Raw genomic sequence first — 26,597 nt, 5'->3', positions numbered from 1 at the left:
AGATGTGTATAAGAGACAGGCATTATACAAATTAAATTCACCTTTAAAAGAGAAAATTTCAAAACTACTTAGAAAGTTAAATATAGAACCATTAAGTCTCGACTCCCAAGAAACCCTTTTAAATCAAAAATTAAGTGAACTCATACTTATTTTGCCCTCAATGTACATAACCGATGTAGACTCATTAAAAATACCTACAGTTCCTATTTCGATAACTTTAAATGATATAGAAGCTACAATCCAAACAAAAAAATTAGATGCTAGGCAAAAAATATTTATAGGAACGGAGGATGAAATAAAATGGCTCCAAATTGAAATTTCTTTAGGAGAAAAGCTGGAGTATCAATTATTAAATATAAATAATCTCCATTCAGAGTTTTTGAACGAAGAAGCGGTATATTTTATCTCTAGTTGGCATCATGATACACCTATACCAAACACAATGAAACAATTTGTAACTTATATTGAACCAACCTTATCATCCTTAACATCGTATGTAAGACAAGCTATTTCACTAATTTATTTGGCAAATGAAATGATGCGGGAAAAATACCAGACACAAGCCATCGTAAATTCTTCTCATGACGGAATTGTTGTTGTCGATCAGGAAGGTCATATTCTATTAACAAATCAAAACGCTAAGAACACTCTTGGTTTACAAGGTAGAGTAATAGGAAACAAAATCTCTGAACTAATTCCTAATTCCGATATGCTTAGAGTTCTGCATACTGGTAAAAAGGAAATTGGGGACTTTGCGAAGATTCATGATAAACAAATTGTGATTAATCGTCTCCCTGTAGTTGTTAATAATAATGTAGTAGGAGCAGTATCGAACTTTAAGGAGATAACTGATATTCAAAAATTAGAAATGAAAATTAGGAAAATACTTCAACCTAGTGGATTAGAAGCAAAATACCGATTAGACGATATTGTTGGAACATCAAGCGGGATTGTTGAAGCAAAAGAAAATGCTAAACTTTTTGCTAGTACTGATTCAACGGTTCTTATTACTGGAGAATCTGGAACAGGTAAAGAACTTTTTGCTCAAGGAATTCATATAGAAAGTAACAGGGCAGTTGGTCCATTTGTAGCAGTAAATTGTGCTGCATTTCCTGATAGTTTATTAGAGTCCGAGTTATTTGGTTATGAAGAAGGTAGCTTTACAGGGGCTAGTAGAGGTGGCAAACAAGGCCTCTTTGAACTTGCACATGGGGGAACCTTGTTTTTGGATGAAATTGGGGAGATACCATTAAGAATTCAGGCATTACTATTACGTGTTTTGCAAGAAAAGTCAATAAGAAGAATTGGTGGAAAACGGACTATTCCTGTAGATGTCCGAATTATTGCAGCAACCAATCGAAACTTAGAGGAGGAAATTGAAAAGAAACAGTTTAGAACTGATTTATTTTATCGGATAAATGTCTTATCGTTGGAACTCCCTCCTCTAAGAGCTAGAATTCAGGACATTCCTCTACTCGTACAGAGTATTATCCAGCAATTTAATGTTGAAGGAAAGAAAGAAATAGAATTAGTTGAAGAAAGTTTACTCAAGCTCTTTCAGAGCTACCATTGGCCAGGGAATATTCGAGAACTTAAAAATATGATTGAAAGAATTATCGTATTATCAAAAGGAAGACATCTCACTATTGATAATGCTTCCTTCTTATCAAAAAAGATACAACATAATAAGCAAAAAGAAATTGTAAATGGGACAAATATTGAGGAAAAAGAAAAAGAATTAATTGTTGAAACTTTAAATAAGTACAATAACAAAACTATTGCTGCAAGACAACTTGGGATTGATAGGTCTACACTCTGGAGAAAGATAAAAAAGTACAATCTGTAATCGTTGCAAATTGAAACAACATGGTTGCAATAAAAAACAAAAAGTCATTCAAAATAGCATCAGAAGTCTGAATATTGCGAAATACACATCTGGCATGAAAATTGCAAGTGTATAAATTGAAGAAGACTATTTTATTGTGGAGAAAAGCCTTATCAAAAAAATAGGAGGTGAAACAAATTGAAACATTATTCAATAGCTGTAATCCCGGGCGATGGCATTGGACCAGAGGTTATGTCTGAGGGATTAAAAGTTCTAAAAGTAATTGAAGAGATTCATGGGGGAGTTCGTTTTAATAAGGACTCATTTGAATGGAATTGTGATTATTACCTAAAGCATGGAAAGATGATGCCCGATAATGCACTTGGAATATTAAAGGATTATGACTCTATCTTGTTAGGTGCAATTGGAGCAGAAAGTGTTCCAGATCACATTTCTGTTTGGGAATTGATCTTACCAATTAGAAGGGCTTTCCAGCAGTATATTAACTTAAGACCTATTAAGCTATTACGTGGGATTGAGGGTCCTTTACGTAATAAAACGAATAATATTGATTTTGTAGTTATTCGAGAAAATACTGAAGGCGAATATACCAACATCGGAGGACGACTCCATCAAAATACACCCTATGAATTAGCAGTTCAAAATAATGTCTTTACTAGGTATGGGATAGAACGAGTTATTAATTACGCATATTCATTGGCTGAAAAGAGAAGAAAGAAAAGGTTAACTGTTGCAACGAAATCCAATGGAATCTATCATACTATGCCATACTGGGATGAAATTGCAAAGGAAGTTGGCCAAAAGTATCCAAAGATAAAAACGGATTACTGCCATATTGATGCACTTTCTGCGTACTTTGTTACGAAGCCAGAGTACTTTGATGTAGTTGTGGGTAGTAATTTGTTTGGGGATATATTAACTGATCTGGGAGCAGCAATCGTAGGTGGTTTAGGAATTGCACCGTCAGGCAATATAAATCCAGAGAAAAATTTCCCTTCTATGTTTGAGCCAATTCATGGGTCGGCACCAGACATTGCTGGAAAAGGGATATCTAACCCAATTGCACTTATATGGAGCATAGGTCTAATGATGGAACATCTGAATTTTAAAAATATTGCAGATCTCATCGTTAAATCAATTGAGGAAGTTTTGGTAGCGAGGACTGTTCTAACTCCCGATTTAGGCGGAAACGCATCTACTGTGGAAGTAGGTGATCAAATTATTGAAGAAATGATAAAGTTGAGCGTTAAATCATTTTAAAAGGAGAGCAGAAAAGATGGTTATAGACAAAATGTATCATTTGTACATCGGTGGGAAGGAAGTTAGTACGAAGGAATATATTCCTGTTTACAACAAATACACGGGGGAAACAATTGCTTCAATCTCAAAAGCTGAAAAACAGTTTGTAAGAGATGCAGTTACAGAGGCAGAAAGGATGTTTCGGGAAGACCAGCTTACACCTTTCCAAAGATACTCCATTTTATTAAAGGCTGCAGAAATTATGGAAAAGCGTAGGGAAACACTAGAATGTTCCTTAGTAGAAGAGGTTGGGAAAACGAGAAAGGATGCTAAAGGTGAATTAGATCGTTCAATTAATACATTGCGTCTATCAGCTGAAGAGGCTAAGAGAATCTCCGGGGAGATGATCCCTTTGCAGGCAACAGAAGGATCAGAAAATAGACTTGGGTTTACAGTTCGAGTACCTAAAGGAGTTATCGGGGCAATTACACCGTTTAACTATCCCCTATTGTTAGGTGTCCATAAAATTGCCCCTGCATTAGCGGCAGGAAATACTCTCGTTGTGAAACCTGCAACAAGTACACCATTAGCAACTTATCAACTTGTTTCAATTTTAGAAGAGGCAGGTCTACCAAAAGGATATGTGAATATTATTACCGGTGCTGGTAGTGAGGTCGGGAATTGGTTACTTGATGATGAACGAATCGCGATGTATACATTTACAGGGTCAGGGGAAGTTGGAAAACATATTAAAGAACGAAGTGGGATGCGTCCAGTCGCGCTAGAATTAGGGAACAATTCCCCGAATATTGTTCATTTTGATGCAGATGTCGATTTAGCAGTGAAAGCTACTGCTACCAGAAGCTTTCACAATGCAGGCCAAGCTTGTATTGCTGTTCAAAGATTATACATCCATTCGGCAATCATAGATGAGTTTACAGAAAAATATATTTCTGCTGTTCAACATTTAAAAGTAGGAAATCCGATGGACCCTGATACAGATGTTGGACCAATGATTAGTGAAAAAGAAGCGAAAAGAGCTGAAGAATGGGCTACAGAAGCAGTTTCTGAAGGAGCGAAAGCGTTACTTCCGATTAGAAGGGAGGGTTCATTCCTATACCCAGTGGTCTTAACACAAACAACCCATGAAATGAAAGTTGTATGTAAAGAAGTATTCGCACCAATAGTTACGATTATTCCATATGAAAATATTGACGATGCTTTCTTACAAGCAAATGAGTCGGACTATGGTCTCCAGGCTGGTATATTTACTAAAAATTTAGAACTCGCAATGAAAGCTGCAAGGACCTTGCAATATGGAGGAGTTATAGTGAATGATGTGTCTACCTATCGAAACGATGTAATGCCGTATGGTGGAATAAAAAATAGTGGATTAGGAAAAGAAGGTCCTCATTATGCAGTGCAAGAAATGACGGAAGAACGAATGGTGGTGCTTAATCTATGACAGATAAATTACTAGAAGGAAAAGTGGTCATTGTAACCGGCGCTGGGTCTGGTATGGGTAAAGAAATTTCAAAACTATTTTCTTCACATGGAGCACAAGTGGTAGTTGCCGATATAAATAAACAGGCCGCTGAACTGACTGCTAGTGAATTAGAGAGTGAGGATTTTCGAGTTATTCAGGTTGATGTTTCAGATAATGATAGTGTTGAAATGATGGTAAAAGAAACATTTCAACACTATAACAAGATAGATGTTTTGATTAATTGTGCTGGAGTACCACAATATTTTACACCAATTGAAGAATTGAGTCTTGAAAAATGGGATCGAATATTCGCTGTTAATACAAAGTCAATTTTTCTTACATCAAAACATGTTGTCCCTATCATGAAGGAGAGAAAAAATGGAGCAATTATTAACATAGCCTCTATTGCCGGAGTGAGGGCTAGGCCAGGCTTAAATGCATATTGTGCTTCAAAAGGTGCTGCAATCATGTTAACGAAAGCGTTAGCATTAGAACTTGCTCCTTTTAAAATTCGAGTAAATGCAATAAATCCGGGTCCTGCAGAAACCCCAATGCTTAGTCAATTTATTTCCGGCGATCGTAACAAAGTTGAAGCAGAAACGAAGAACATCTTTATAGATAGTGTTCCTCTTGGAACTCTTATACAGCCAAGTGATATCGCTCATGCAGCACTCTACCTTTCATCTGATTTTGCTAAAGTGGTCACAGGTGAGATTATGAATGTAGATGGGGGAAGGGGTGTATAAATAAGTAAGATAGGTATCTATTAAAAAAATTTGAAAGCTAAGAGTAAAAAAGCAAGTACTTTAAAAAGGAGGTAATTCTTTATGGCAAAAAAACATAAATTTGACGAAAGCAAAGAAGATCCACGTTTTAAAATCTCAGACCGTGAAGCCAAAATAGGAGTGGGAATTGCACTTGCTAACTTTATTTGGTGGTTTGTATTTGCATACGGGTTAGGATCAAAGGACGTTGAAAACTATAGTTATGTGTTTGGACTGCCTTCTTGGTTCTTCTACAGCTGTGTCTTGGGGTTTGTTGTCTTTACCTTAGTAATTGTCATAGTTGTAAAAAAATTCCTTGTAGAAATACCATTGGAAAGTAATGATGAAGATGGGGGAATTGGCTCATGAATTGGGACGTAATTGTACCGTTACTTATTTTCTTACTCTTAGTAATTGCTGTTGGTTTATACGCTTCAAAGAATACGAATCGATCAATATCCTTCATGCAGGAGTATTTTATTGGTTCACGTGAACTAGGGGGATTTATTCTTGCAATGACAATGGTTTCCAGTTTTGCGAGCGGAAGTAGTTTCTTAGGTGGACCTGGTGTAGCATATTCTGTTGGTTTTGCTTGGGTTCTCCTTTCAATGTCTCAGCTAGTGACTGGTTATTTCACCTTAATGATTCTTGGTAAAAAGTTTGCCATTGTAGCTAGAAAGATCAAAGCCATTACGATAATAGACTTTCTAAAAGAACGATACAAAAGTAAGTTAGTTGTAGTTCTTTCGGCGTTAAGTATTGTCATCTTTTTATTCTCTGCAATGGCTGCTCAGTGGGTAGGTGGAGCACGTCTAGTAGAATCAATTACGGGTATGTCTTATATTACCGCTATTTTCATCTTTGGTGTTACCCTGCTTTTATATGTTTCTGTGGGTGGTTTCAGGGCTGATACAATTACTGATATGATTCAGGGAATCGTTATGTTCGGAGGGACAATCGTAATACTAATTGCAACAATAGTTGCTGGTGGGGGGATTTCCAATATCGTTGCGGATTTAAAAGCTGAAAATCCTAATCTCATTTCTCCGTTTGGAGCGGATGGTTCACTATCACCGGCTTATGTATCATCTTTCTGGGTCTTAGTGGGAGTGGCGGTTGTTGCATTGCCGTATATTGCGGTTAGAGCCATGTCTTATAAGAGTTCAAAAGCAATGCATCGTGCTTTAATCATCGGTACCTTTGTTGTGGGCGTTTTAATGCTTGGAATGCATTTAACGGGTGTTTTTGCACGTGCTGTATTACCAGGAGTAGAGGTTGCAGATTCAGTAATGCCACTTCTTGCAATGGAAGTCTTGCCTAATTGGTTCTCTGGTATTATCTTAGCCGCACCGCTTGCAGCAATAATGTCAACGGTCGACTCACTTTTGTTAATTGTAAGTTCGTCTATCGTTAAAGATATATATGTAAATTATATTAACCCAAATGCACAAGAAAAAACAGTTAAGAGAATGAGTATTTCAGTAACCACAATTGTTGGTTTAATCGTTATTTTGCTTTGTATTAATCCACCAGATCTCTTAATTTGGTTACAGCTATTTGCCATCGGAGGTCTTGAGGCAGCCTTTATTTGGCCAATTATCATGGGGCTTTATTGGAAAAAAGGGAATGCATATGGGGCGTTAGCATCAATTATTATTGGAGTTTCAACATATATTATTTTTTCAAATTACTTCCCTAATCTATTAGGGATGCATAGTGTGGTAATTCCGATTGTTCTCTCTTTTGTTGGTTACGTTGTAGCAAGTTTAATAACTCAAAATATACACATTAATCAACAACGTGAAATAGTTACAAAGTTCTGGAGCGTTTAAGCTTGCGTGTCAAAAGATGTTGGGAGTTGTTTGAGGTTTTAACGAAAACTAATGTAATAGAAAATGTGTTTAATAAAGTTGAAGAAAATTGGGAGAAAGAAGTCGATTTTCTTCAAAAAATCGGTAGATATCAAAGCGTCTTAGGGAATGAGGCACCTGTTCAAAGATAATTGTTCTATTTTAATGGCCCATGAGGGTATCTCTCATGGGTCGCTAGATTCATAAATTAGGGGGATTTAAATGAAAATAGAAGCCGTGCTCTCATCGCTAGATATGTCAATAATGGAATGGATAGATCAAAATAAATCAGTTCTTTTCAATGCTTCTACACAAATATGGAACTTTGCAGAACTTGGATTAAAGGAGTATAAGTCCTCTAAATTATTGGTTGACTTATTGAAAGAGGAGGGCTTTTCGATAGAGATGGGAGTAGGTGGAATGCCAACTGCCTTTGTAGCTACATGGGGAGAAGGGAAACCCGTTATAGGTATCTTGGGTGAATATGACGCCTTACCTGGTTTATCACAAAAGGTATCAGGTATAAAAGATCAGGTAGAAAATGGCGGAAATGGACATGGATGTGGACATAATATTTTTGGAGTAGCAGGAGTAGGTGCAGCCATTGCTGTTAAAAATGCAATGGAAGTAAATAACATTAAGGGAACGATTAAATTTTTTGGTTGTCCTGCAGAAGAGATATTAGTTGGAAAGGTATACATGGTACGTGACGGTGTTTTTGAGGATGTTGATGCTTGTCTAACTTGGCACCCTGGAGCGGTAAATTCTTTATGGGCAAGCAGTTCGTTAGCAGCAAATTCTGTTAAGTTTACTTTTCATGGCAAAGCTTCGCATGCAGCTACGAATCCTGAATCAGGAAGAAGTGCACTAAAAGCTGTCCAATTAATGGATATAGGGGTTCAATTTTTAAGAGAGCATATTATTGATTCGGTAAGGATCCATTCAACAATTACGGTAGGGGGGCAGGAACCAAATGTTATTCCCGATAAAGCCCAAATTTGGTATTATATTCGTGCCCCTATTAGAAAAGAGGTTGATGAAATTTACAACCGTATTGTTAACATTGCAAAGGGCGCTGCTCTTATGACAGAAACAAATTATGAAATAGATTTTTTAACAGCTTGCTATAATATGATCCCCAATAAGGTTATTGGAAATTTATTAATGGAAAACATGAAAAAAGTTGGACCTCCAAAGTTTGACGCAAATGATAGAAAACTAGCGGATGAATTAGTAAGTTCATTTGGGCAAGTTAATAAAGAAACGGTATTAAAAGTATCTGGGGCCCCGCTAGAATTAGTTCAATTTAATTTAAATGAAACTATTGTTGAACCCTATGATGAAGGCAAAGTGTTAGCAGGTTCAACGGATGTTGCAGATGTGTCTTGGAATGTACCGACAGCACAATTTAATACAGCATGTGTGCCAATTGGTACACCTGTTCATTCGTGGCAATTTGTTTCGGCTGTAGGTTCTGGAATAGGACAAAAAGGGATGTTGATGGCATCTAAAATTCTTGGTTTAAGTGCAATGAATTTGTTAACAAATAATAAATTATTATTTGCTGCCAAGGAAGAATTCGAATCGGAAATTAAGAGAAGCGGAAAATATAAATCTCCTCTTCCTGCTAATATCATCCCACCTTTTGATCATTTATAAATTACTATATATCTTTGATTATAGTAACTAGATATAGAAATAACTAATTATACTGAGGAGGTAAAGGGATGAGAGAAATAGTAGCACAAGTGGACCTATTAAAAGAAGAGATAGTTCAGACATTACAAGATATGGTCCGTATACCAACAATCAATCCACCGGGAGAGAAATATGGCGTTTTTAAGGACTATTTTGAAAATCATCTTGATAAACTCGGTTATGAAACAGAAATTCTTGAAGTACCGGAAGAAAAGTTATCAGAGCTTGCTCCATTAGGCTGTGGTTTACCACGATACAACATTGTCGGTCGCCTTTCAGGTACAAGTAAAAATGGAAAATGCATATGTCTTAATGGTCATTATGATGTTGTTCCTGTAGGAAACGGTTGGACAAAAGATCCCTTTGGGGGAGAAGTAATAGACGGTAAGCTTTATGGTAGAGGAGCCTCTGATATGAAGAGTGGGCTCGTAACCCAAATTTTTGCGGTGGAGGCTCTTCGCCGTTCGGGTTTGCAGTGGAATGGAGAAATTATTCAAACTGCAGTTCCTGATGAGGAAACAGTTGGAAATCGGAATGCAGGTACTGGTTATCTAGTTGAGCAAGGCATCATTAGTAAGGATAAGGTTGATACAGTTATTATAACTGAGCCTTTTGAACCTAACGGAATTGGAATTGGACATAAAGGTGCTATCTGGGGGGAAATAACAGTATTAGGTAAACAGGCTCATGGCAGTCAACCCTCAAGGGGAATAAATGCTGTTGAAATGATGGCAGAATTTTTACATTTGGTAAATGTACATCTTCAACCTAAACTACAGCAAAGAACTACAGACCTTAATGTGACTCCTGACGAGTCTATTTACTCTACATTATCTTTTGATACCATAAAAGGTGGAGAAACTACTAATATAGTACCTGATAAATGTAATGTAACCTTCAACCGGAGATTACTCCCTGTTGAAACGATAGAAGGTGCTCGTGCAGAAATACAAGCTATTCTGAATCTAATGAAGGAAAAGGACCAAAGATTTCGATATGAATATAGGGAATTTTATACAACAGAACATGTTCTTGTTCCCGAAAGAATTCCGGTTGCAGAAGTAGCTAAGGAAGTTATTACAGATCTTGGCATGTCCCCAAAGTTTTTAATTACTGCTGGAAGTGATGATCAACGTTTTGTAGTAAATAATGCAGGGATTGAAAACTGTATTATTTATGGTCCAGGAAAAACAAGTGAGGCACACCAGGCAGATGAACATATCGATATTGAAGATCTCATTCTAGGTACTAAAGCTTTAGCATTAATGTTGTATAAAATGTTGGCATAGTTTGTAGAGCATTTAATCAAGACAAATAAATGAACAAGGCCATCCGAAATCAGTTTGGATGGCTTTAATGTGCACCCTGCATGGGAGCTTCTCTATGGTAAAGTCTCTAGGTATGATGGTAATTTACCCAAGTATTAACCCCAATCTTTGACCCAACCTTTTCTGAAAATATCTATATCTATATTTTCCGACTAAACAGGAATACACATGATTCAATAAGTAATGCGCAGGTTTATTAAAAATGGGTTCCGCGGGGGGAATTGCTAAGGACTTAGAGCAATTCTTTGATAAGGCAAATAATGACAAGGCAAATTGGTTCAGTTTTGTGTTAGGTCAGGGGTGAATCACCCCCTCATACTTATTTTTTGAAAACGGTTTCTTTTATATTGATATAATTGTATAATAGGAGAAACACCATCTAAGGGGGCATATTAATGGCAACTGAACAAGTTGAAAAAGTATTTCTACATATGGAAGATCGAGTAGCATACCTTACTCTTAATCGCCCAGATGCACTAAATTCAATGGATTTTGATATGTTAAATGAGATTTTACATAGTTTAAAGGCTGTAGCTGCCAATGATGAAGTGGATATCCTTGTTTTAGCAGGAAGTGGACGCGCATTTTCGGCTGGCGGCGATATAAAAACAATGCTAAGTTCTACAGATGAGCATGCTTTTGAGCATGTGATGGGACTTATTTCTGAAATCATGAAAACACTTTATTTATTACCTAAACTCGTAATAAGTGCAATCCATGGACCAGCAGCGGGACTTGGATTAAGCTTTGCATTAGGTGCTGACTATGTTATAGCTGATCGACTTTCAAGTATAGCCATGAATTTCATCCGGATTGGTCTGATTCCAGATGGAGGTGCACATTTCTTCCTTGAAAAAAGACTTGGTGAAGCAAAAGCTAAACATGTCATTTGGGAAGGAAAACAAATGTCACCTGGAGAGGCTTTGCATATTGGGTTAATTGATGAGGTTGCAGAGGAAGAATTGCAAACTGCTGTAATTCATAAGCTGAAAAAGTGGAAAAAGAGACCAATACTTGCCATGATTCAAACCAAATCTATTTACAATCAAATGCACTTGCCAGAGCTTGAAAGAGTACTAGAATTAGAGAAACAGGGTCAACAAGCAATGAGAAAAACAAAGGATCACAGTGAAGGCATTCAAGCCTTTTTAGAAAAAAGAAAACCAGTGTTTACTGGTGAATAATGAAGAGTCCCGCTGAAAAAACAGCGGGAGTTTCTTCATTAAAAGGGTACCCTGTTTGGAATATCTGATTACCGATGGAACAACACTAACTTTCCAGCGGTGCTTGTGCACCGGTGGGTGGTTTCTAAATAATTTTTTTCTTTAAGGATCTTTTCTCCCGTTTCCTTTGCTTCTTTTTCAGAAGCAGCTTCGAATGTTTCTTCAAGTAATTTTTCTCCTGTTTTATCAAACACAGTTAATACATAATTCATGTTAGATTCCCCTTCCCCAAAGTAAAAAGTCTGTTACTTAAAGTGTAGTAGATTGCAAATTTTCCCGCAACAAAAATCAAGTGAACAACTATGGTATGATAATTTGGTGAAACTTTTTTCCTACATAATCGTAGAAACTACTGGAAAAGGAGGAGTAAAGATGGCATTACAACTAGAACATGTGACGAAACGATTCGGTAGCTTCACTGCCGTTGACGATTTGTCAATTGAAATTCCAGAGAGCGAAATGTTCGGATTCTTAGGTGCGAATGGAGCTGGAAAGACGACAACATTCCGGATGATCTTGGGTTTAATGGATGTTAGTGAAGGACGAATTAGTTGGGATGGGAAGAAAATTAATTATGATACAAGCCATATGATCGGTTACCTGCCAGAAGAGAGAGGTCTGTACCCGAAAATGAAGGTACGTGATCAGCTTGTCTATTTAGCACGACTGCGTGGAATGCAGAAGCAAGATATTTTTAAACAAATAGATTATTGGCTAGAGCGATTTAAGGTTCCTGAGTATGCAACCAAAAAAGTGGAGGAACTTTCAAAAGGAAACCAGCAAAAAATCCAATTTATTGCTTCTGTCATTCATAAGCCAAAGCTTCTAATTCTTGATGAGCCATTTAGTGGACTGGACCCTGTTAATGTTGAGATTTTAAAGGAAGCGGTTGTGGATTTGAAAAATGCTGGAACATCAATTGTGTTTTCCAGTCACCGCATGGAGCACGTTGAGGAATTATGTGAGCATTTATGCATCATGCACCATGGAAAACCAGTAGTCCATGGGTCGTTAAAGGAAATCAAACGTTCCTTTGGAAAGAAAAACGTTATTGTACATGCTGATTTCGATATTAGTCATTTGAAAACATTAGCAGGCGTTACAAAGGCAAAGGAAACAGCGGAGGGTCTTCATTTACAGGTTGAAAGTGAAGAGATTTCACAAAAAATCCTTGATTCAATTGCAGGAAAAGGTTTTATTCGAAAGTTTGTATTAGAAGAGCCTTCCTTAAATGATATTTTTATCGAAAAGGTAGGTGCTTCTTATGAGTAAGTTTTGGATTATCCTTTTTCACACATATGTGAGTAAATTAAAGACGAAATCTTTTATCATTACAACGCTAATAACGGCGCTTATTATTTTTGGTCTTGCAAACATTCAAACCATCATTGAAAATTTTGATAAAGATGAAACAAGTCATGTAGCGGTTTTATCAGAGTCAAACGAACTCTATCAAGCGTATGAACAGACGTTAACACCTATGACAAGTGACGTTATTATAGAAAAAATGGACGGAACTGAGGCGAAAGCAAAAGAGTTGGTAGCTGCTGAAGAAATTTCAGGTTATCTCCTATTGACAGAGACGCCTGATGGACTTCCTCAAGGAATCTATAAAGCCCCATCAATTACTGACTCAGAAATTACGGGACAACTTGAACAAGCTCTTCAGCAATTGAAGGTGACAATCGCAACGACAAAAGCAGGATTATCGCCTGAGCAGATTAATGAGCTATATGCACCTGTTCAATTTGAAAAACAAGCACTTGAAGAAAATGCAAAATCTGAAGAAGAACTTAATCAAGCACGTGGATTAGTGTATGTCCTTTTATTTGTCATCTATTTTGCAGTCATCATGTACGCAAATATGATTGCAATGGAAGTAGCGACTGAAAAATCATCCCGGGTGATGGAAATTCTCATTTCAAGTGTTTCTCCGATTAAGCAAATGTTCGGGAAAATTCTTGGTATTGCCCTGCTAAGCTTAACTCAGTTCGCAGTTATTTTGGCAGTTGGGTACGGATCCCTAAAGCAAAGCATGGGTGGGATGGAAGGCGGACCATTTGAAGTGTTTGGCTTTGGTGACCTGCCGGTTTCAACCTTTGTTTATGCTGGAGTATTCTTTATTTTAGGTTATTTCCTATTTGCAACACTTGCAGCCTTTTTAGGTTCATTGGTAAGTCGTATTGAAGATGTTCAACAAATGATCACTCCAATGACCTTATTGATTGTAGCTGCTTTTATGATTGCGATGTTTGGTCTGACAAAACCGGAATCATCCGTGATTACGATTACCTCATATATTCCGTTTTTTGCACCAATGATCATGTTCCTTCGAGTTGGAATGCTAACACTACCAGCTTGGGAAATTGCATTATCAATCGGAATCCTAGTGCTCACCATTACACTACTAGCCATTTTCGGAGCACGAGTCTATCGTGGAGGAGTCCTCATGTACGGCAAATCATCCTCCTTCAAAGACATTAAAAAAGCTTTACAACTTACAAAGAACGATAAATAAGAACCAGAGGGACGGTTCTTCTGGTCCCAATCCAACTGAACCGAGGGAAGAAGGTTCCTCGGTTCAGAAAATTCCTCAAGGTTTTCAGGATTCACATACCTTTGCTACGAGACTTCTTCATGAAGGAGGAGTTGCAGTTGTGCCAGGAAATGCATTCTCATCATATGGAGAAGGTTACATTCGAATTTCATACGCCTACTCAATGAGCATCCTAGAAGAGGGGCTTAATCGAATTGAAAAATTTCTTTAAACTGCAAAAGAGAGGTCCTTGATGATGAAAACATTGTCTATGCAGACACCAGAGCAAATGTTAAAGATATTAAATGATTTAATATCTTTAGGCAGTATTACACTATCAGGTGCAGAAAAGCAATTCCCATTAAGAGTCATTGAGTATTTGAAAAAGGTTCCATATTTTGTTGAACATCCAGATTATGTCGTTAATCATCCGACGACAGACGGCAGATCGTTTTTAACCGCTCTTTATAAACATGAAAAGGCGGTAAAAACAGTTGTAATGATTAGTCATTTTGATGTGGTGAATATAGAGGATTATGGTGAATTAAAACATCTGGCATTTAATCCTATTGAACTAACGAAGGCGTTGTTTGACCATAAAGATAGCCTTTCTGAAGACGTGAGGGAAGATTTAGAAACAAATGAATGGGTTTTTGGACGGGGAACAATGGACATGAAATGTGGTCTTGTCCAACATATGTCACTCTTGGAAAAGGCCGCATATGAAGAATGGGAGATTAATTTACTACTTCTGACCGTTTGTGATGAAGAGGTTAACTCAGTTGGAATGCGAGAAGCGATTCCAAAGCTATTAGAAATTTCCGAGCAGCATGAATTAAACTATACATTGGTTTTAAACTCTGAGCCTATGTTTTCATTAGAGCCTTTAGATAAAAATTATTACTTTTATACGGGTACAATTGGTAAGATCATGCCCGCAGCTTTATGTTTTGGGAAAGAGAGTCATGTTGGTGAATCACTTTCTGGAATCAATGCGGGGTGGATGACTGCGACTCTATCACAGGAAATTGAATGGAATGAAAATCTTTGTGAAACAGTCAATGGACAAAGCTGTCCACCACCTACATTATTAATGCAAAGAGATTTAAAAAAGGAGTACTCAACACAGATTCCTCATCGCTCCGTCAGCTTATATAATGTCTTTTTAATGAAGAAAAATGCCGCGGATGTGATGGATGCTATGAAGGATATTGCGGAAACTGCTGCACATAAAATGGAACAATTCATGATGGATAAATACCGGCATTTTAATCTTAATCCAAATCAAGTATCAAAAATCCGTGTATTGAGTTACGAACAACTAAAGGATTTTGCGAAGCGAAAAATGGGTTCCAGTTTTGTATCCAATCTAGAAGAAATGATTGCTAAACAAAAAAAAGGAGACATTCGTGAACAATGTATCCAAATTGTAGATGAGATGGCGATGTATTGCCAGGAGCTTGCTCCCATGATTGTCCTATTCTACGCCCCTCCCTATTATCCCGCAATAAATACGGGAAATGATGTAGTCATTAAAGAGCTCTCAGAGGATATTATCGGCTATACAAAAGAGAACTTTGGGTATGAGTTGAAACCAGTAGAATATTTCAACGGTATTTGTGATTTAAGTTATGCGGGGCTACAAGGTTCCTTGTCAGATATGAACAAATATGACGGTAATTTGCCTGGCGGCGAGTTAATTTACTCCATCCCATTTAATGAAATGTCGCAGCTTAAAGCACCCGTTCTAAATGTTGGGCCAATTGGAAGAGATGCACACAAAAAAACGGAAAGGCTTTATCTTCCTTTTGCTTTCAAGCAGCTTCCTAAATTACTTGAACATCTTTTACAAACTCATATGAAGCAATAAAGTCATGAGGGTAGGGTAGAACCTATTGGTTACGAATGAACCTTATATTCATTAATAACAGAAAAAATTTTTAGCGAGGGAATACTCCCCTCGTTTTTTTATGTGAAAAGTCCATAAAATAAGAACGTGCATTCGCATCTAGGTGGTGGTAAAATAAAGTCAATAGAATAAAAGGAGCGTTGAAATGAATACGACTACTTTTTTACATATCGCGGATTTGCATTTGGACAGTCCGTTTTCTGGGTTAGCAAACCTACCAACAGAACTATTTAGACGTGTACAAGAAAGTACTTTTACATCCTTGACGCGATTAATCAACATTGCGATTGAGAAAAAGGTAGATTTCGTCGTGATTGCTGGTGATTTATTTGACGGGGAAGATAGAAGTCTTCGTGCGCAGTCCCGGTTTCGTAAGGAAATGGAACGTCTGCAGGAGCATAATATTGAAGCCTTTATTACCCATGGAAATCACGACCACCTTGGCGGAAACTGGCCGCATTTTGAATGGCCAAGGAATGTCCATGTGTTTCAAAATGAAAATGTCGAAGTGAAGTCTTTTATCAAAAATGGGGAAACACTTGCGAACATCTACGGTTTTAGTTATACAAAGAGAGCTGTGCTTGAAAACAAAACCTCTTCCTATGAAAAAAGAGAAGATGCACCATTTCATATAGGTATCTTACATGGAAGTAGAGAAGGGGAAAGTGCTCATAGCCGCTATGCACCATTCTTACTTTCGGATCTCCAGAAAAAAAGATTTGATTATTGGGCTCTTGGGCATATTCACAATCGGGAAATTCTTTCCGAGGACCCACCAATTATCTATCCTGGCAATATCCAAGGAAGACATAAAAAAGAAACAGGCGAAAAAGGCGGTTATCTAGTAAACCTTTCGAACACTGGAGCGGAGTACCTATTTTTCCCAACCTCAGACATTACCTGGGAGAATACGACCATCGATATTTCAGAGGTTGCTAGTTTTGACCAGCTTGTTGATCAAACATTTGCCCATATAGATACTCTTCGGAAGGAAAATCAAGGTTTATTTTTAACGATTGAGTATACAGGAACAGGGCCACTCCATGATCACCTTCAAGAAAGAGGAATGCAAGAAGATCTAGTATCACTTTTGAACGAGGACATAGCAGGAAAGAACGTTGTTTATGTAGTGGAAATAAAACATCACACACACGTAGAAATTGATCGAGAAAAACTAAGGCAGGACTCTCATTTCATTGGTGATTTGTTAGAAAACATGGAGACCTATCAAGATTTTAATCAAGCACTACTTCCTTTACGGAACCACCAAAGCTTTCGCCGGCATATCGACACTTTTACAAGTGAAGAACTACAGGAAATACTTCAGGATGCCGAAAATTTAATTCTTCGGGAACTGTACCACTCAAGGAGGTGATGATATGAGAATTATTGGCATTCAGATTTATGGATATGGAAAATTGGAGAATGTAGAAATCGGAAATTTATCACCTGCTCTCCAAGTTTTTTATGGGCAAAATGAAGCCGGAAAATCCACACTTATGTCTTTTATTCATAGCATTTTATTTGGATTTCCTACAAAACAACAAAATGATCAACGCTATATCCCGAAAACCGGATCAAAATATGGGGGAAAGCTACTGCTCCAAACCGATCAGTATGGAACGGTTATGATTGAAAGACTCCCAGGTAAAGCGGCAGGGGATGTATCCATCTATTTACCGGATGGAACGGTCAAAGAAGAGGGTTTTATTTCTGAACTCTTCCAGGGAATGGATAAAAACCTCTACCAGAATATATATTCTTTCAATATTCATGGGCTTCAAGGTGTACATAACTTAAAAAGTGAGGATGTAGGTAGATTTCTATTTTCAGCTGGAACAGTAGGAACTGACGCCTTGCTTGAATTACAAAATAAACTAACAAAAGAAATGGATCTTCTATTTAAACCAAAAGGGAAGAATCCTCCACTTAATATGGAATTGAATCGCCTAAAGGAGGACCATGTAAAAGTTTCGAAGTGGCAAGAAAAAAACAATGAATACGAAGGATTGCTAGAAGAACAGCGGCGAATTGAAAATGAATTAAGTATCCTAGAAGTTAAAAAACAATTCCTAAGGGACAACATTCAGGAGTCGGAAAAACTGCAATCGATTCAGCCGATAGTAGATGAATATCAAACAATAGAATATCAATTGACGAGTTTACCTGTATTTGAGCCGTTCCCAGAGGATGGGTTGAAGCGTTTTGAACAACTGCAGGCTTTGATTAAACCATATGAAGCACAACTTAAAACGTTTCAAGCCAAGTCATTTGAATTGGACAAGGAAAAAAGCTCAATTCAAGTGTCCGCACAATATCTTGAGAATGAACAGCAAATCACAGAATTAGTCAAACATAAGAGCCTGTTTTCTGAAAAACAAAACAGATTGCAGCTCGTATCGAAAGAACTTCAACAAAATGAGGAAGAATTGCATCAACTAAAAAGTAGACTTAACCTAGCGATATCAGAAGAAAAAATTCATGAACTCGACCTAAGTATTGCTGCTAAGGATTTGTTTTCAGATATTGTTTCGGAGACAGCGCGCCATAACCAGCAGAAGCATTTCCTAGATGATCATTTTTCTAGAGCAAAAGATGCATTAGAAAATAGCGAACTTAAACTTAAGGAACTTAATCAGCAAATCCTATCAAATGAGGAAAGAGAAGTCCTAGAGAAAAAGAAGAAACAATTTACAGAAATCGAAAGCATTGAAAAAGAAAAAGTCTTAATTGAAGACGAAGTAAACAGAATCAATCAACAAATTCAAAGAATGACAGCTAAAGAAACGGAAAATAAAGCGAAGCTAACCAGAATATTCTATGGAATTGGATTTTTGTTACTTCTCACAGCGGTTTATTTTTATTTCTCACAAGAATGGCTAACAGGTGGAATTTTAACTACTTTAGCTCTGCTCATGTTACCTATCGGAAACACGGTCACCTCGCAGATGTCTTCCTCTATCATTCCTGCACTAAAGGATGATCGAGAAAGTCTATTGAAAAAGCTGAATGCTGTCCAAGAAAAGCTTAAAAACTATAATCTAATTCATAATGAGGATAATACGGCAAGACTTCTACACGATCAGCAAATTAAACAGCAAATTGAAATTGAAAAGGTTACACTACATCAAAATGAACGTGTATATGAAAAGGTACTTACGGAGTTTGAAGAATGGGAGAAAGTAGGCTTTTCCATTGATGAAAAAGCTACAAACATAAAGAAAACATACGGACTTCCGCAACAAATATCAAATGAACGATTAATGGATGCTTTTCAAATTCTTGAGGCAATTCGGGAAAAGGTCTTAAGTAAAGGAAAGCTAATCGAACAAAAACATGAACTGCAAAAAGATATTTCTAGCTTCCATCAAAAAATAAATGAAGTAGCAAACAAGTTAAATATTCTCGACCAGGATTCAATCAAAATCGATCAATTAGCAATCCAATTACAGGAAGAAAAAAGAAAACATGAACAACTTTTACAGATTGAAGCGAAACTAAAGGAAGCAACTGACCAGATTTCTGAGCTGAGTATGGAAATGGAACACCTTCAAAGGGAATGTCGCGTTTTGTGGGATATGGCTGAAGTGTCAAACGAAGAAAAGTTTCGGGCAAAGGGACAAGCAAATGCTCAGGCAAAAGAATTGAAGGGACGAATGAACATTCTTAAATCTCAGCTCGAACGATTTGGAGAATTAGTGAATCATTGTAATGTAGAAACAAATTATAAAAATCAGATAGAAGAACTGTCAGCCGAAATCACTCAACTTCATGCGGTTGAAAAAGAGGCGCAACGACAGCTGTCTGCTATTTACCATCGTGTGCAAGAACTTGAAGAAGGTGGAACTTATGCAGAGTTTCTTCATTCCTATGAGGCAAGTAAATCAATGGTCAAGGAACATGCAAAAAAATGGGCAACACTCGCCATTGCTAAGGATATTTTATCTAAAACAGTTGACCAGTATCGAAAGCTACGGCTTCCGAAGGTGATTGAAAAGGCTGAGCATTATTTTTCAATATTAACAGAGAAAAGATACAAAAAAATCTACCTCGATAATGACATAGATGGTTTTATTGTCGAAGATGAAAATGGACTTCGTTATAAACCAAATGAACTAAGCCAGGCAACATCAGAACAATTATATATGGCTCTTCGATTTTCACTAGCAAGTACGATGCATCCAAATCAATCCTATCCTTTTATCATTGATGATAGTTTTGTTAATTTTGATTCAAACCGACTTTCAAGTGCTGTTCTCTTAATCAAGGAGCTATCAAAGGATAATCAGGTACTTTTATTTACATGCCATCAGCATGTTATGGAAGAATTTACAGGAGTTGAACCTATCAAATTAGGTACTGAAGAACTCAAGGTTAACCACAAAAGTGTGCTATAATTTTGATAGAAACAGAGAAAATTTCATTAGGAATTTTTAGATAAAAACGACAAGCAGGGGGAGAATCTATGGTAAAAGGCATTGTTCATTATGATGTTGGACAGCAGGTTGATGTATTTTTATTTATAAAATCATCAACTAAAGGTATTGCAAGTAACGGAAAACCATTCTTAACGCTAATCTTTCAAGATAAAAGTGGGGAAATTGAGGCAAAGCTTTGGGATGCCACTCCAGAAGATGAGGTTAACTATGCGGCTCAAAAAATGGTAAGACTCGCAGGAGAAATTAATAGTTACAGAGGCCGTAACCAGTTGAAAATCCGAAATATTCGCCCTGTAACAGATTTAGATGGAGTTACGATTTCTGATTTCCTTGAAGTTGCACCAGTACCACAGGATGAAATGGCTTCAAAAATCACACAATATATTTTTGAAATGAAGAATTCAAATATCCAGAGAATGACGAGACATCTATTAAAAAAGCATCAAGCTGCCTTTTATGAATATCCAGCCGCAACTAAGAATCATCATGAATTCGTGTCTGGCTTAGCCTATCATGTTGTTTCAATGCTTGATTTAGCAAAGGCAATTTCCACCCTCTATCCTTCTCTTGATACGGATTTATTATATGCAGGAATAATTTTACATGACTTAGGTAAGGTAACCGAGCTATCGGGTCCTATTTCAACAACATACACAATCGAAGGAAATTTATTAGGACATATATCTATTATGGTTAATGAAGTAGGACAGGCGGCAAAAGAGCTTGGTATCGAAGGAGAAGAAGTGACCGTGCTTCAACATATTATTCTAAGCCATCATGGAAAAGCTGAATGGGGAAGCCCTAAGCCTCCTCTGATTAAAGAAGCAGAAATTCTTCATTATATTGACAATTTGGATGCGAAAATGAACATGTTAGATCGTGCATTAGAACGAGTAAAGCCAGGCGAATTTAGCGAACGGGTCTTTGCATTAGATAATAGAAGCTTTTATAAGCCAACCTTTCAAAAATAAATAATGATACACTCGACTCGACTTTTTTTAAGAGTCGAGTTTTTTTATAAATAGAATCCATTTGTTAATGGAAAGCTATGAAAAAAAAGAGGTTCTGAAAATGATAAAGGTGATACTTCTACTTTTTCTACTAACTTTTTCATCCCAGTATTTTGCAGTCGGGGCAACAACAAAATTTGATGAAAAAGACAGCCCACTAAGTTATAAAGTTGAATTGCTTCCTTGGGATATGGTGAATGAAATACTTCCCAAAAAATCCTTCTTTACAATTATTGATGTAGAGACCGGCCTCCAATTTCGAGTGCAAAGAAGGGCAGGAAGCAGGCATGCTGATGTTCAACCACTTACATTTGAGGACACAAAGATCATGAAAAGAATCTATAGTGGGAAATGGAGCTGGAAGCGAAGAGCGATTATTGTAAAATATGGTGATCAAATGATTGCTGCTTCTATGCACGGAATGCCACATGGGGCAGGTGCATTAAAGAACGGTTTTCCTGGTCATTTTTGTGTGCATTTTTTAGGAAGCACTACCCATGGTTCAAAAGAGCCAGATTTAGCTCATAAGCTTATGTTATTAAAGGCGGGTGGGAAGCTTGATGAATACATAAGCAATTCAGACCCCTACCATCTAATTGAAATATTTGCTACAGGAATTAATCAAACAGACCGAAAAATTATAAAGCAAACACTACTCCCTCATTCAAATAATAAGAAGGTAATTAAGAAATTGGATCAAATTACGATCTTTTCAATAACAAATATGTCCTATCTGCCATTAAGTGATATACAAGGACTGCTAAGCATTGAAATTCCTGTGGAGGTTGAAATCTATCGCGATAATCAAGGTAAAGAGCGAAAACAGATTGTTTTTGTCTTAGTCCGTAAAAATATTGTTGATCGTTGGTATATTCAACAAAATAAATTACAAAAAGAGATCTGATTTGGTAAAAGTAAGAAAACGAAAAAGGATTTTTGCATTTTTTGTGGAATTCTGTAAATGATGGGTTTGTTAAGGAGTGATTAAGATGACGTCAACAAAATCTCTTTTTTATGGACTGTTAATAGGAAGTGTAATCGGCAGTGTTTCTGTCCTTTTAAGTACGCCATCTTCGGGAAAGGACTTTAGGAGGACTTTAAAGAATAATCAAAGACAACTTACTGAATCACTATCTCAGGTAGTTTCGGATGGGAAATCTCTTACTGAACAGGTTTCAAAGTCAACTAAACAGGCTGTAAGTGTCATAACGGAAATTTCTACTGATGTTAAACATTCATTTGATCATTGGAAAAAGGAAATTGATGGGAATCAAAAAAATATTAAAAAAGAGCTTTTAGAAATAGAGAGCGCTTTAGAGAAACTCGAAAAGGCGGTTACAACCAAGTAAACTCCAAATTTTTTCGCTTAATTTAAAAATTTTGTAAATTTACATCTTTATTAATTTTTATTTTATTGGCATAATAGTAATAAGAGAAAATAGAAAAGTGGGTGGATCTATGAAACATGAAGAAAAAATGGCCTCCATCAAAGAAGCTCTCCTTTTTAGTCAGAGAATCGCACAACTAAGTAAGGCACTATGGAAGTCTATTGAAAAGGATTGGCAACAATGGATTAAGCCTTATGACCTGAATATTAATGAACATCATATTATTTGGATAGCGTATCATTTACGTGGTGCTTCTATTTCAGAGATTGCTAAATTTGGAGTTATGCATGTTTCGACTGCATTTAACTTTTCTAAAAAGTTAGAGGAACGCGGACTGTTACAATTTTCCAAAAAGGAAAATGATAAGCGTAATACGTATATCGAGTTAACTCCAAAAGGAGAAGAAATCTTTTTGAAAATTGTGGAAGCCTATAATCCTAGTAAAAATGGGGTATTAGAAGGTGCGATTCCACTTAAGAAACTTTACGGAAAGTTTCCTGAAATCGTTGAAGTAATGAGCATTGTTCGCAATATTTACGGAGATGATTATATGGAAATCTTTGAAAAATCTTTTAAAAATTTCGAAGATGACTTTATCGAAGTAGATGGCAAGCTTTATAAACGAGTTGAAGAGAAATTAGAAATGTAATAAAGGCTATTCGATTGCATCCATTATCCCTTTAAACTCATCCATTAAAGGGGCATATTTGCTTTCTTGTGCAAGGACGTGGATTGTTACTTTTGGATCTAAACGCGGATGAAGCATCCCTACAAATTGAGTTAAAAGCGGTGTGAAACCTATAAATCCCTCCGCTTTTTGTTTTTTGTATTCTTTGCTCATTGCTTCACAATTTTGTAATAGAAATTCAACGTCTGTTTTCGTTAATCCAGCCTCCATAATCATTTTGTAAAAAGTGGGTAATTTATCACCTAAAAGGGATAGGATTAAAGACTGATAATACTCAAGACGTGCAAGGCGTTCTTCAATTGTCTCCATATTCCACACTCCAGTTGAATCAATTACGTAGCTATCATATTTAATGTGCCCAAAAAACGCGAAAAAAGTCGAAAAAACGTGTATTTTATCGTTCTTTTGGATACCTATTGCATTTTTGTGAGAAACAAAGTAAAGTAATTTAGTAAGTTTAGAGTATCTAATTTTGATAATGATTTTTATTTATTTTACTTCTTATGATTGCGGACGGTGATTTAGTATGACTTGTTGGAAAACCATCAATCTTTCAAGGGATTATGGATTCCATCGAATTATCTTGATATCCTTGATATCAATGTTTATAGCATTTATTCTTTTTTATTTGCCATTGAATCTCATGTATTCTTCTGTTGAACTTAGAGAAGATGGAGCAATTTATCTATTATTAGCTTTATTATTCATTTATCCAATACATGCGACTTTGCATGTTTTACCATTCTGGATATTTGGTAAGAAGCTTAAAGTAACGTTTAAATGGATGTACGGAATTATTCCAGTCATTTCAACACGTTCAAAACACTCACTTTCTAAACCGTTTATTATTTGTGTAATGGGTACACCATTTTTACTCATCACAGTCCTTATGCTTGGGGCATGTGTTTTATTTCCAGGCTATATTCATTATTTTTCCATTATCGCAGCGATCAATTTTGGTTTATGTATTCCTGACTTTATTTATTTAGGTCAGTTTATAAAGGCGCCAAGGTCTTGTACGGTTGAAGAAATAGAGGACGGCTATGATATCTTAATTCACAAATAATTCTATTCACATGGGTTCGAAATAGAGTAAACTTCAGTGGTGACTAAGATTTGATAGGCCAAGGTGCATTTAAAGATGGGGGGATTTAGGAGTGATCATATTTTATATTCCATTTGCTGCTTTTATTTTATTTTACATTAATCAAATGACTTTCCGGCTTTGTGAGCAAAAAGAAATTCCTGATGACCGCCAGCCAAAAGTTTATCGAACAATCAATATTTTAATTACAATTTTGCTGATCTCATCTTATGTAGAGGTTTTGTTTACGTGAAAAATGGAAAAAGGATGACCGGAATATGGTCATCCTTTTTTTGGTATACATTACCTTACAGCTATTCTAAAAAGAGTACTTTTTAGAACCAAGCAGCACCAACGATGATTAATAGGATGAATAACACTACGATTAGTGCAAATCCACCTGCGTATCCTCCGCCCATGATAACACCTCCATTTTTCTTTATACGGTATTTTATGCGAAATTATTTGTGAACGAATAGGCGGTTGTCTCGCCTTTTAGTAATTCTTTTTCACAATTATCTTTAGTTTTGAACCTTTGAAGGCTTGCGCCTTTACTCAGTTCACTACATCCTATTCCCATAAACCTGACTTGACTGTGCGAATGTCCCATATTTTTGAATATCTTTTTAGAAAATGTTTTCTTTCTTTTTTAAAAGTATGTTATAGTAATTTTTGTACCCTTGGACAAATCATATATAAAAATTGTACATAGTAGGAGTGTGTGTAATGAAGAAATCAATAATTGCTCTAACGGCGGCAGTAGGTATTTTGGGATTAAGCGCATGTAATAATGCCGACGATTCAGCAGTGCTTGTCGAAACTAAGGCAGGAAACGTAACAAAAGAAGAACTATATAATGCAATGAAGGACCAAGCAGGTGCTGTTATCCTTAAAGATTTAGTTTATACAAAAGTGTTATCTGAGAAATATGAAGTTACCGATAAAGAATTAGACGCAAAATATAAGGAAATGCAAGCTGCATTAGGTGCTCAATTTGATGCAATCGTTGAGCAAAACGGTGAAGATTTTGTGCGCGAGCTTTTAAAATCGGACATGCTTAAAGAAAAAGCAGCATTGGACCAAGTTGAAGTAAAAGAAGGCGAAGTAGTTAAGGCTAGCCACATTTTAGCAAAGTTCTCGGATAATCCATCTGCAGAAGTAACTGACGAACAAAAGGCTGCAGCTAAAAAGAAAATCGATGAAGTTAAGGCCAAGCTTGATAGCGGCGAAAAATTCGAGGATGTAGCAAAGGAATACTCTGATGATAGTACAGCTCAAAATGGTGGAGACCTAGGCTGGTTCGGAAAAGGCCGAATGGTTCCTGAATTTGAAGAAGCTGCATTTACTCTTAAAGAAGGCGAAACAAGCGACATTATTGAATCACAGTATGGTTACCATATTATTAAAGTAACAGGAACTACTGAAGGGTTCGATAAGATGGATAAAGAAAAGCAAGATGAAATCCGCAAAGCTTTACTTCAAGCAGATCAATCTGGTGCGACTCTTCAAACGGCTTTAGACAAAGCAGTTAAGGATGCAGATGTAAAAGTAAAGGATAAAGAATTTAAAGATTTATTTAATACTGAGGCAGCTGCAGAATAAGTATAGTGTGTAAACATAGGAAAGGGACCGTTTTATGACAAAACGGTCCTTTTTTTAGTTGACTCTCATCAGGTGGCGTCGGACGAGGTCACCTGATGAGAGGGGTATGATCATGTTTTTCTATTTTACATTGCTTCTGGTTTATTCATTCGTTTTGTACGTCGTTCCTTTTCATCGTTCATTCGTTCAATGTAAACATTACCTTCCTGCTCAATGTAGGAGTCTTCAATCTGTTTTTCCTCCCTAGTTGTTCGAATCACCATATATGCACTGAAAAGTACTCCAAATAATGCTACATATACAAACCATGGTACTGATAACATCGCTTCCCACTCCTTGTCCCACTTTTTACTTCTACTATATGATGATAATTCACTAGATATCACTAAATTTCATAGATTTTTGATGGAATAGGAATGCCAATCGGCGCTTATTTGAATTCTATCGACGATTATTCGATTCTATCGGTTTTAATTCGGTTCTATCGATTTTATTTGTGTTCTATCT

The 26,597-nt window shown here is 36.6% G+C and carries 26 protein-coding genes and 1 pseudogene; 23 read left to right on the top strand and 4 right to left on the bottom strand.

What is annotated here, in order from left to right:
• The 10 genes from E1I69_RS16455 to E1I69_RS16415 form a co-directional block, all read left to right on the top strand.
• Window positions 1-1,846 (top strand): sigma-54 interaction domain-containing protein (locus E1I69_RS16455; protein WP_347561833.1); only part of this gene is annotated, 1,846 nt, incomplete at its 5' end.
• A 177-nt stretch (window positions 1,847-2,023) separates the two neighbouring features.
• Window positions 2,024-3,106: a tartrate dehydrogenase gene (locus E1I69_RS16450; protein ID WP_136380654.1), complete on the top strand. Its 1,083-nt coding sequence runs from the start codon at window positions 2,024-2,026 to the stop codon at window positions 3,104-3,106.
• Window positions 3,107-3,122: 16 nt separating this feature from the next.
• On the top strand, window positions 3,123-4,550 hold the full coding sequence (locus E1I69_RS16445) for an aldehyde dehydrogenase family protein (protein ID WP_136380653.1): 1,428 nt from the start codon (window positions 3,123-3,125) through the stop codon (window positions 4,548-4,550).
• Window positions 4,547-5,317: an SDR family oxidoreductase gene (locus E1I69_RS16440; RefSeq protein WP_136380652.1), complete on the top strand. Its 771-nt coding sequence runs from the start codon at window positions 4,547-4,549 to the stop codon at window positions 5,315-5,317. The genes E1I69_RS16445 and E1I69_RS16440 overlap by 4 nt, the downstream gene beginning before the upstream one ends.
• Before the next feature lie 81 nt (window positions 5,318-5,398).
• Window positions 5,399-5,704: a YhdT family protein gene (locus E1I69_RS16435; protein ID WP_136380651.1), complete on the top strand. Its 306-nt coding sequence runs from the start codon at window positions 5,399-5,401 to the stop codon at window positions 5,702-5,704.
• Window positions 5,701-7,167: a sodium/pantothenate symporter gene (panF, locus tag E1I69_RS16430; protein WP_136380650.1), complete on the top strand. Its 1,467-nt coding sequence runs from the start codon at window positions 5,701-5,703 to the stop codon at window positions 7,165-7,167. Before E1I69_RS16435 ends, panF begins: the two co-directional genes overlap by 4 nt.
• A 2-nt stretch (window positions 7,168-7,169) precedes the next feature.
• Window positions 7,170-7,337: a hypothetical protein gene (locus E1I69_RS24575; RefSeq protein WP_161974919.1), complete on the top strand. Its 168-nt coding sequence runs from the start codon at window positions 7,170-7,172 to the stop codon at window positions 7,335-7,337.
• Between the two features lie 70 nt (window positions 7,338-7,407).
• The gene (locus E1I69_RS16425) at window positions 7,408-8,844 is read left to right on the top strand and encodes an amidohydrolase (protein WP_136380649.1); all 1,437 of its coding nucleotides are present in this window, start codon (window positions 7,408-7,410) and stop codon (window positions 8,842-8,844) included.
• A 68-nt stretch (window positions 8,845-8,912) separates the two neighbouring features.
• Window positions 8,913-10,172 (top strand): ArgE/DapE family deacylase, encoded by a 1,260-nt coding sequence (locus tag E1I69_RS16420; RefSeq protein WP_136380648.1) that lies wholly within the window; start codon window positions 8,913-8,915, stop codon window positions 10,170-10,172.
• A gap of 434 nt (window positions 10,173-10,606) precedes the next feature.
• On the top strand, window positions 10,607-11,395 hold the full coding sequence (locus E1I69_RS16415; RefSeq protein ID WP_136380647.1) for an enoyl-CoA hydratase: 789 nt from the start codon (window positions 10,607-10,609) through the stop codon (window positions 11,393-11,395).
• A gap of 68 nt (window positions 11,396-11,463) precedes the next feature.
• Here E1I69_RS16415 and E1I69_RS16410 read toward each other — a convergent pair whose 3' ends face one another.
• On the bottom strand, window positions 11,464-11,646 hold the full coding sequence (locus tag E1I69_RS16410) for a YhzD family protein (protein WP_136380646.1): 183 nt from the start codon (window positions 11,644-11,646) through the stop codon (window positions 11,464-11,466).
• Window positions 11,647-11,806: 160 nt separating this feature from the next.
• On the opposite strand from E1I69_RS16410, the gene E1I69_RS16405 reads away from it, so the two are divergent.
• The 10 genes and pseudogenes from E1I69_RS16405 to E1I69_RS16360 all read left to right on the top strand — a co-directional run bounded on the left by E1I69_RS16405 (window position 11,807) and on the right by E1I69_RS16360 (window position 23,365).
• On the top strand, window positions 11,807-12,706 hold the full coding sequence (locus tag E1I69_RS16405; protein WP_136380645.1) for an ABC transporter ATP-binding protein: 900 nt from the start codon (window positions 11,807-11,809) through the stop codon (window positions 12,704-12,706).
• Entirely contained in the window at window positions 12,699-13,952 is a 1,254-nt protein-coding gene (locus E1I69_RS16400; protein WP_136380644.1) for an ABC transporter permease, read from the top strand. Before E1I69_RS16405 ends, E1I69_RS16400 begins: the two co-directional genes overlap by 8 nt.
• Window positions 13,953-14,043: 91 nt before the next feature.
• Window positions 14,044-14,202: pseudogene (locus tag E1I69_RS16395) on the top strand (N-acetyl-L,L-diaminopimelate aminotransferase); the annotation flags it as partial.
• A 21-nt stretch (window positions 14,203-14,223) separates the two neighbouring features.
• Window positions 14,224-15,840 (top strand): M20/M25/M40 family metallo-hydrolase, encoded by a 1,617-nt coding sequence (locus E1I69_RS16390; RefSeq protein WP_136380643.1) that lies wholly within the window; start codon window positions 14,224-14,226, stop codon window positions 15,838-15,840.
• Window positions 15,841-16,024: 184 nt separating this feature from the next.
• The gene (locus E1I69_RS16385) at window positions 16,025-17,254 is read left to right on the top strand and encodes a metallophosphoesterase family protein (protein ID WP_136380642.1); all 1,230 of its coding nucleotides are present in this window, start codon (window positions 16,025-16,027) and stop codon (window positions 17,252-17,254) included.
• Between the two features lie 4 nt (window positions 17,255-17,258).
• Window positions 17,259-20,276, top strand: a complete 3,018-nt coding sequence (locus E1I69_RS16380; protein WP_136380641.1) for an ATP-binding protein — start codon at window positions 17,259-17,261, stop codon at window positions 20,274-20,276.
• Window positions 20,277-20,344: 68 nt separating this feature from the next.
• Window positions 20,345-21,289 (top strand): 3'-5' exoribonuclease YhaM, encoded by a 945-nt coding sequence (gene yhaM / locus E1I69_RS16375; RefSeq protein ID WP_136380640.1) that lies wholly within the window; start codon window positions 20,345-20,347, stop codon window positions 21,287-21,289.
• 100 nt (window positions 21,290-21,389) lie between these two features.
• On the top strand, window positions 21,390-22,232 hold the full coding sequence (locus E1I69_RS16370) for a hypothetical protein (protein WP_136380639.1): 843 nt from the start codon (window positions 21,390-21,392) through the stop codon (window positions 22,230-22,232).
• An 85-nt stretch (window positions 22,233-22,317) separates the two neighbouring features.
• A complete protein-coding gene (locus tag E1I69_RS16365; RefSeq protein WP_136380638.1) occupies window positions 22,318-22,677 on the top strand; it encodes a YtxH domain-containing protein in 360 nt (119 codons plus the stop codon).
• Between the two features lie 109 nt (window positions 22,678-22,786).
• Window positions 22,787-23,365, top strand: a complete 579-nt coding sequence (locus E1I69_RS16360; RefSeq protein WP_189655158.1) for an HTH-type transcriptional regulator Hpr — start codon at window positions 22,787-22,789, stop codon at window positions 23,363-23,365.
• Window positions 23,366-23,371: 6 nt separating this feature from the next.
• Here the strand turns inward: E1I69_RS16360 and E1I69_RS16355 are convergent, their stop codons facing one another.
• Window positions 23,372-23,713: a DUF1878 family protein gene (locus tag E1I69_RS16355; protein WP_136380637.1), complete on the bottom strand. Its 342-nt coding sequence runs from the start codon at window positions 23,711-23,713 to the stop codon at window positions 23,372-23,374.
• A 217-nt stretch (window positions 23,714-23,930) separates the two neighbouring features.
• Between E1I69_RS16355 and E1I69_RS16350 the strand changes: the two genes are divergently transcribed.
• Together E1I69_RS16350 and E1I69_RS16345 are read left to right on the top strand one after the other, a co-directional pair.
• Complete coding sequence (locus E1I69_RS16350) at window positions 23,931-24,470, top strand: DUF3267 domain-containing protein (protein WP_136380636.1); 540 nt, start codon at window positions 23,931-23,933, stop codon at window positions 24,468-24,470.
• A gap of 91 nt (window positions 24,471-24,561) precedes the next feature.
• Complete coding sequence (locus tag E1I69_RS16345; protein WP_136380635.1) at window positions 24,562-24,741, top strand: hypothetical protein; 180 nt, start codon at window positions 24,562-24,564, stop codon at window positions 24,739-24,741.
• Between the two features lie 82 nt (window positions 24,742-24,823).
• Here E1I69_RS16345 and E1I69_RS16340 read toward each other — a convergent pair whose 3' ends face one another.
• Window positions 24,824-24,907 (bottom strand): YjcZ family sporulation protein, encoded by an 84-nt coding sequence (locus tag E1I69_RS16340; protein ID WP_136380658.1) that lies wholly within the window; start codon window positions 24,905-24,907, stop codon window positions 24,824-24,826.
• A 307-nt stretch (window positions 24,908-25,214) separates the two neighbouring features.
• On the opposite strand from E1I69_RS16340, the gene E1I69_RS16335 reads away from it, so the two are divergent.
• Complete coding sequence (locus tag E1I69_RS16335; RefSeq protein ID WP_136380634.1) at window positions 25,215-26,090, top strand: peptidylprolyl isomerase; 876 nt, start codon at window positions 25,215-25,217, stop codon at window positions 26,088-26,090.
• Between the two features lie 125 nt (window positions 26,091-26,215).
• Here the strand turns inward: E1I69_RS16335 and E1I69_RS16330 are convergent, their stop codons facing one another.
• Complete coding sequence (locus E1I69_RS16330; protein WP_136380633.1) at window positions 26,216-26,413, bottom strand: sporulation YhaL family protein; 198 nt, start codon at window positions 26,411-26,413, stop codon at window positions 26,216-26,218.
• Window positions 26,414-26,597: the final 184 nt, after the last annotated feature.

This window comes from Bacillus timonensis (assembly GCF_004799755.1).
GTDB lineage: Bacteria > Bacillota > Bacilli > Bacillales > Bacillaceae_L > Ferdinandcohnia > Ferdinandcohnia timonensis_A.
Note: the sequence above shows the minus strand (reverse complement) of the source record. Positions and strands in the feature narration are given on the sequence as shown.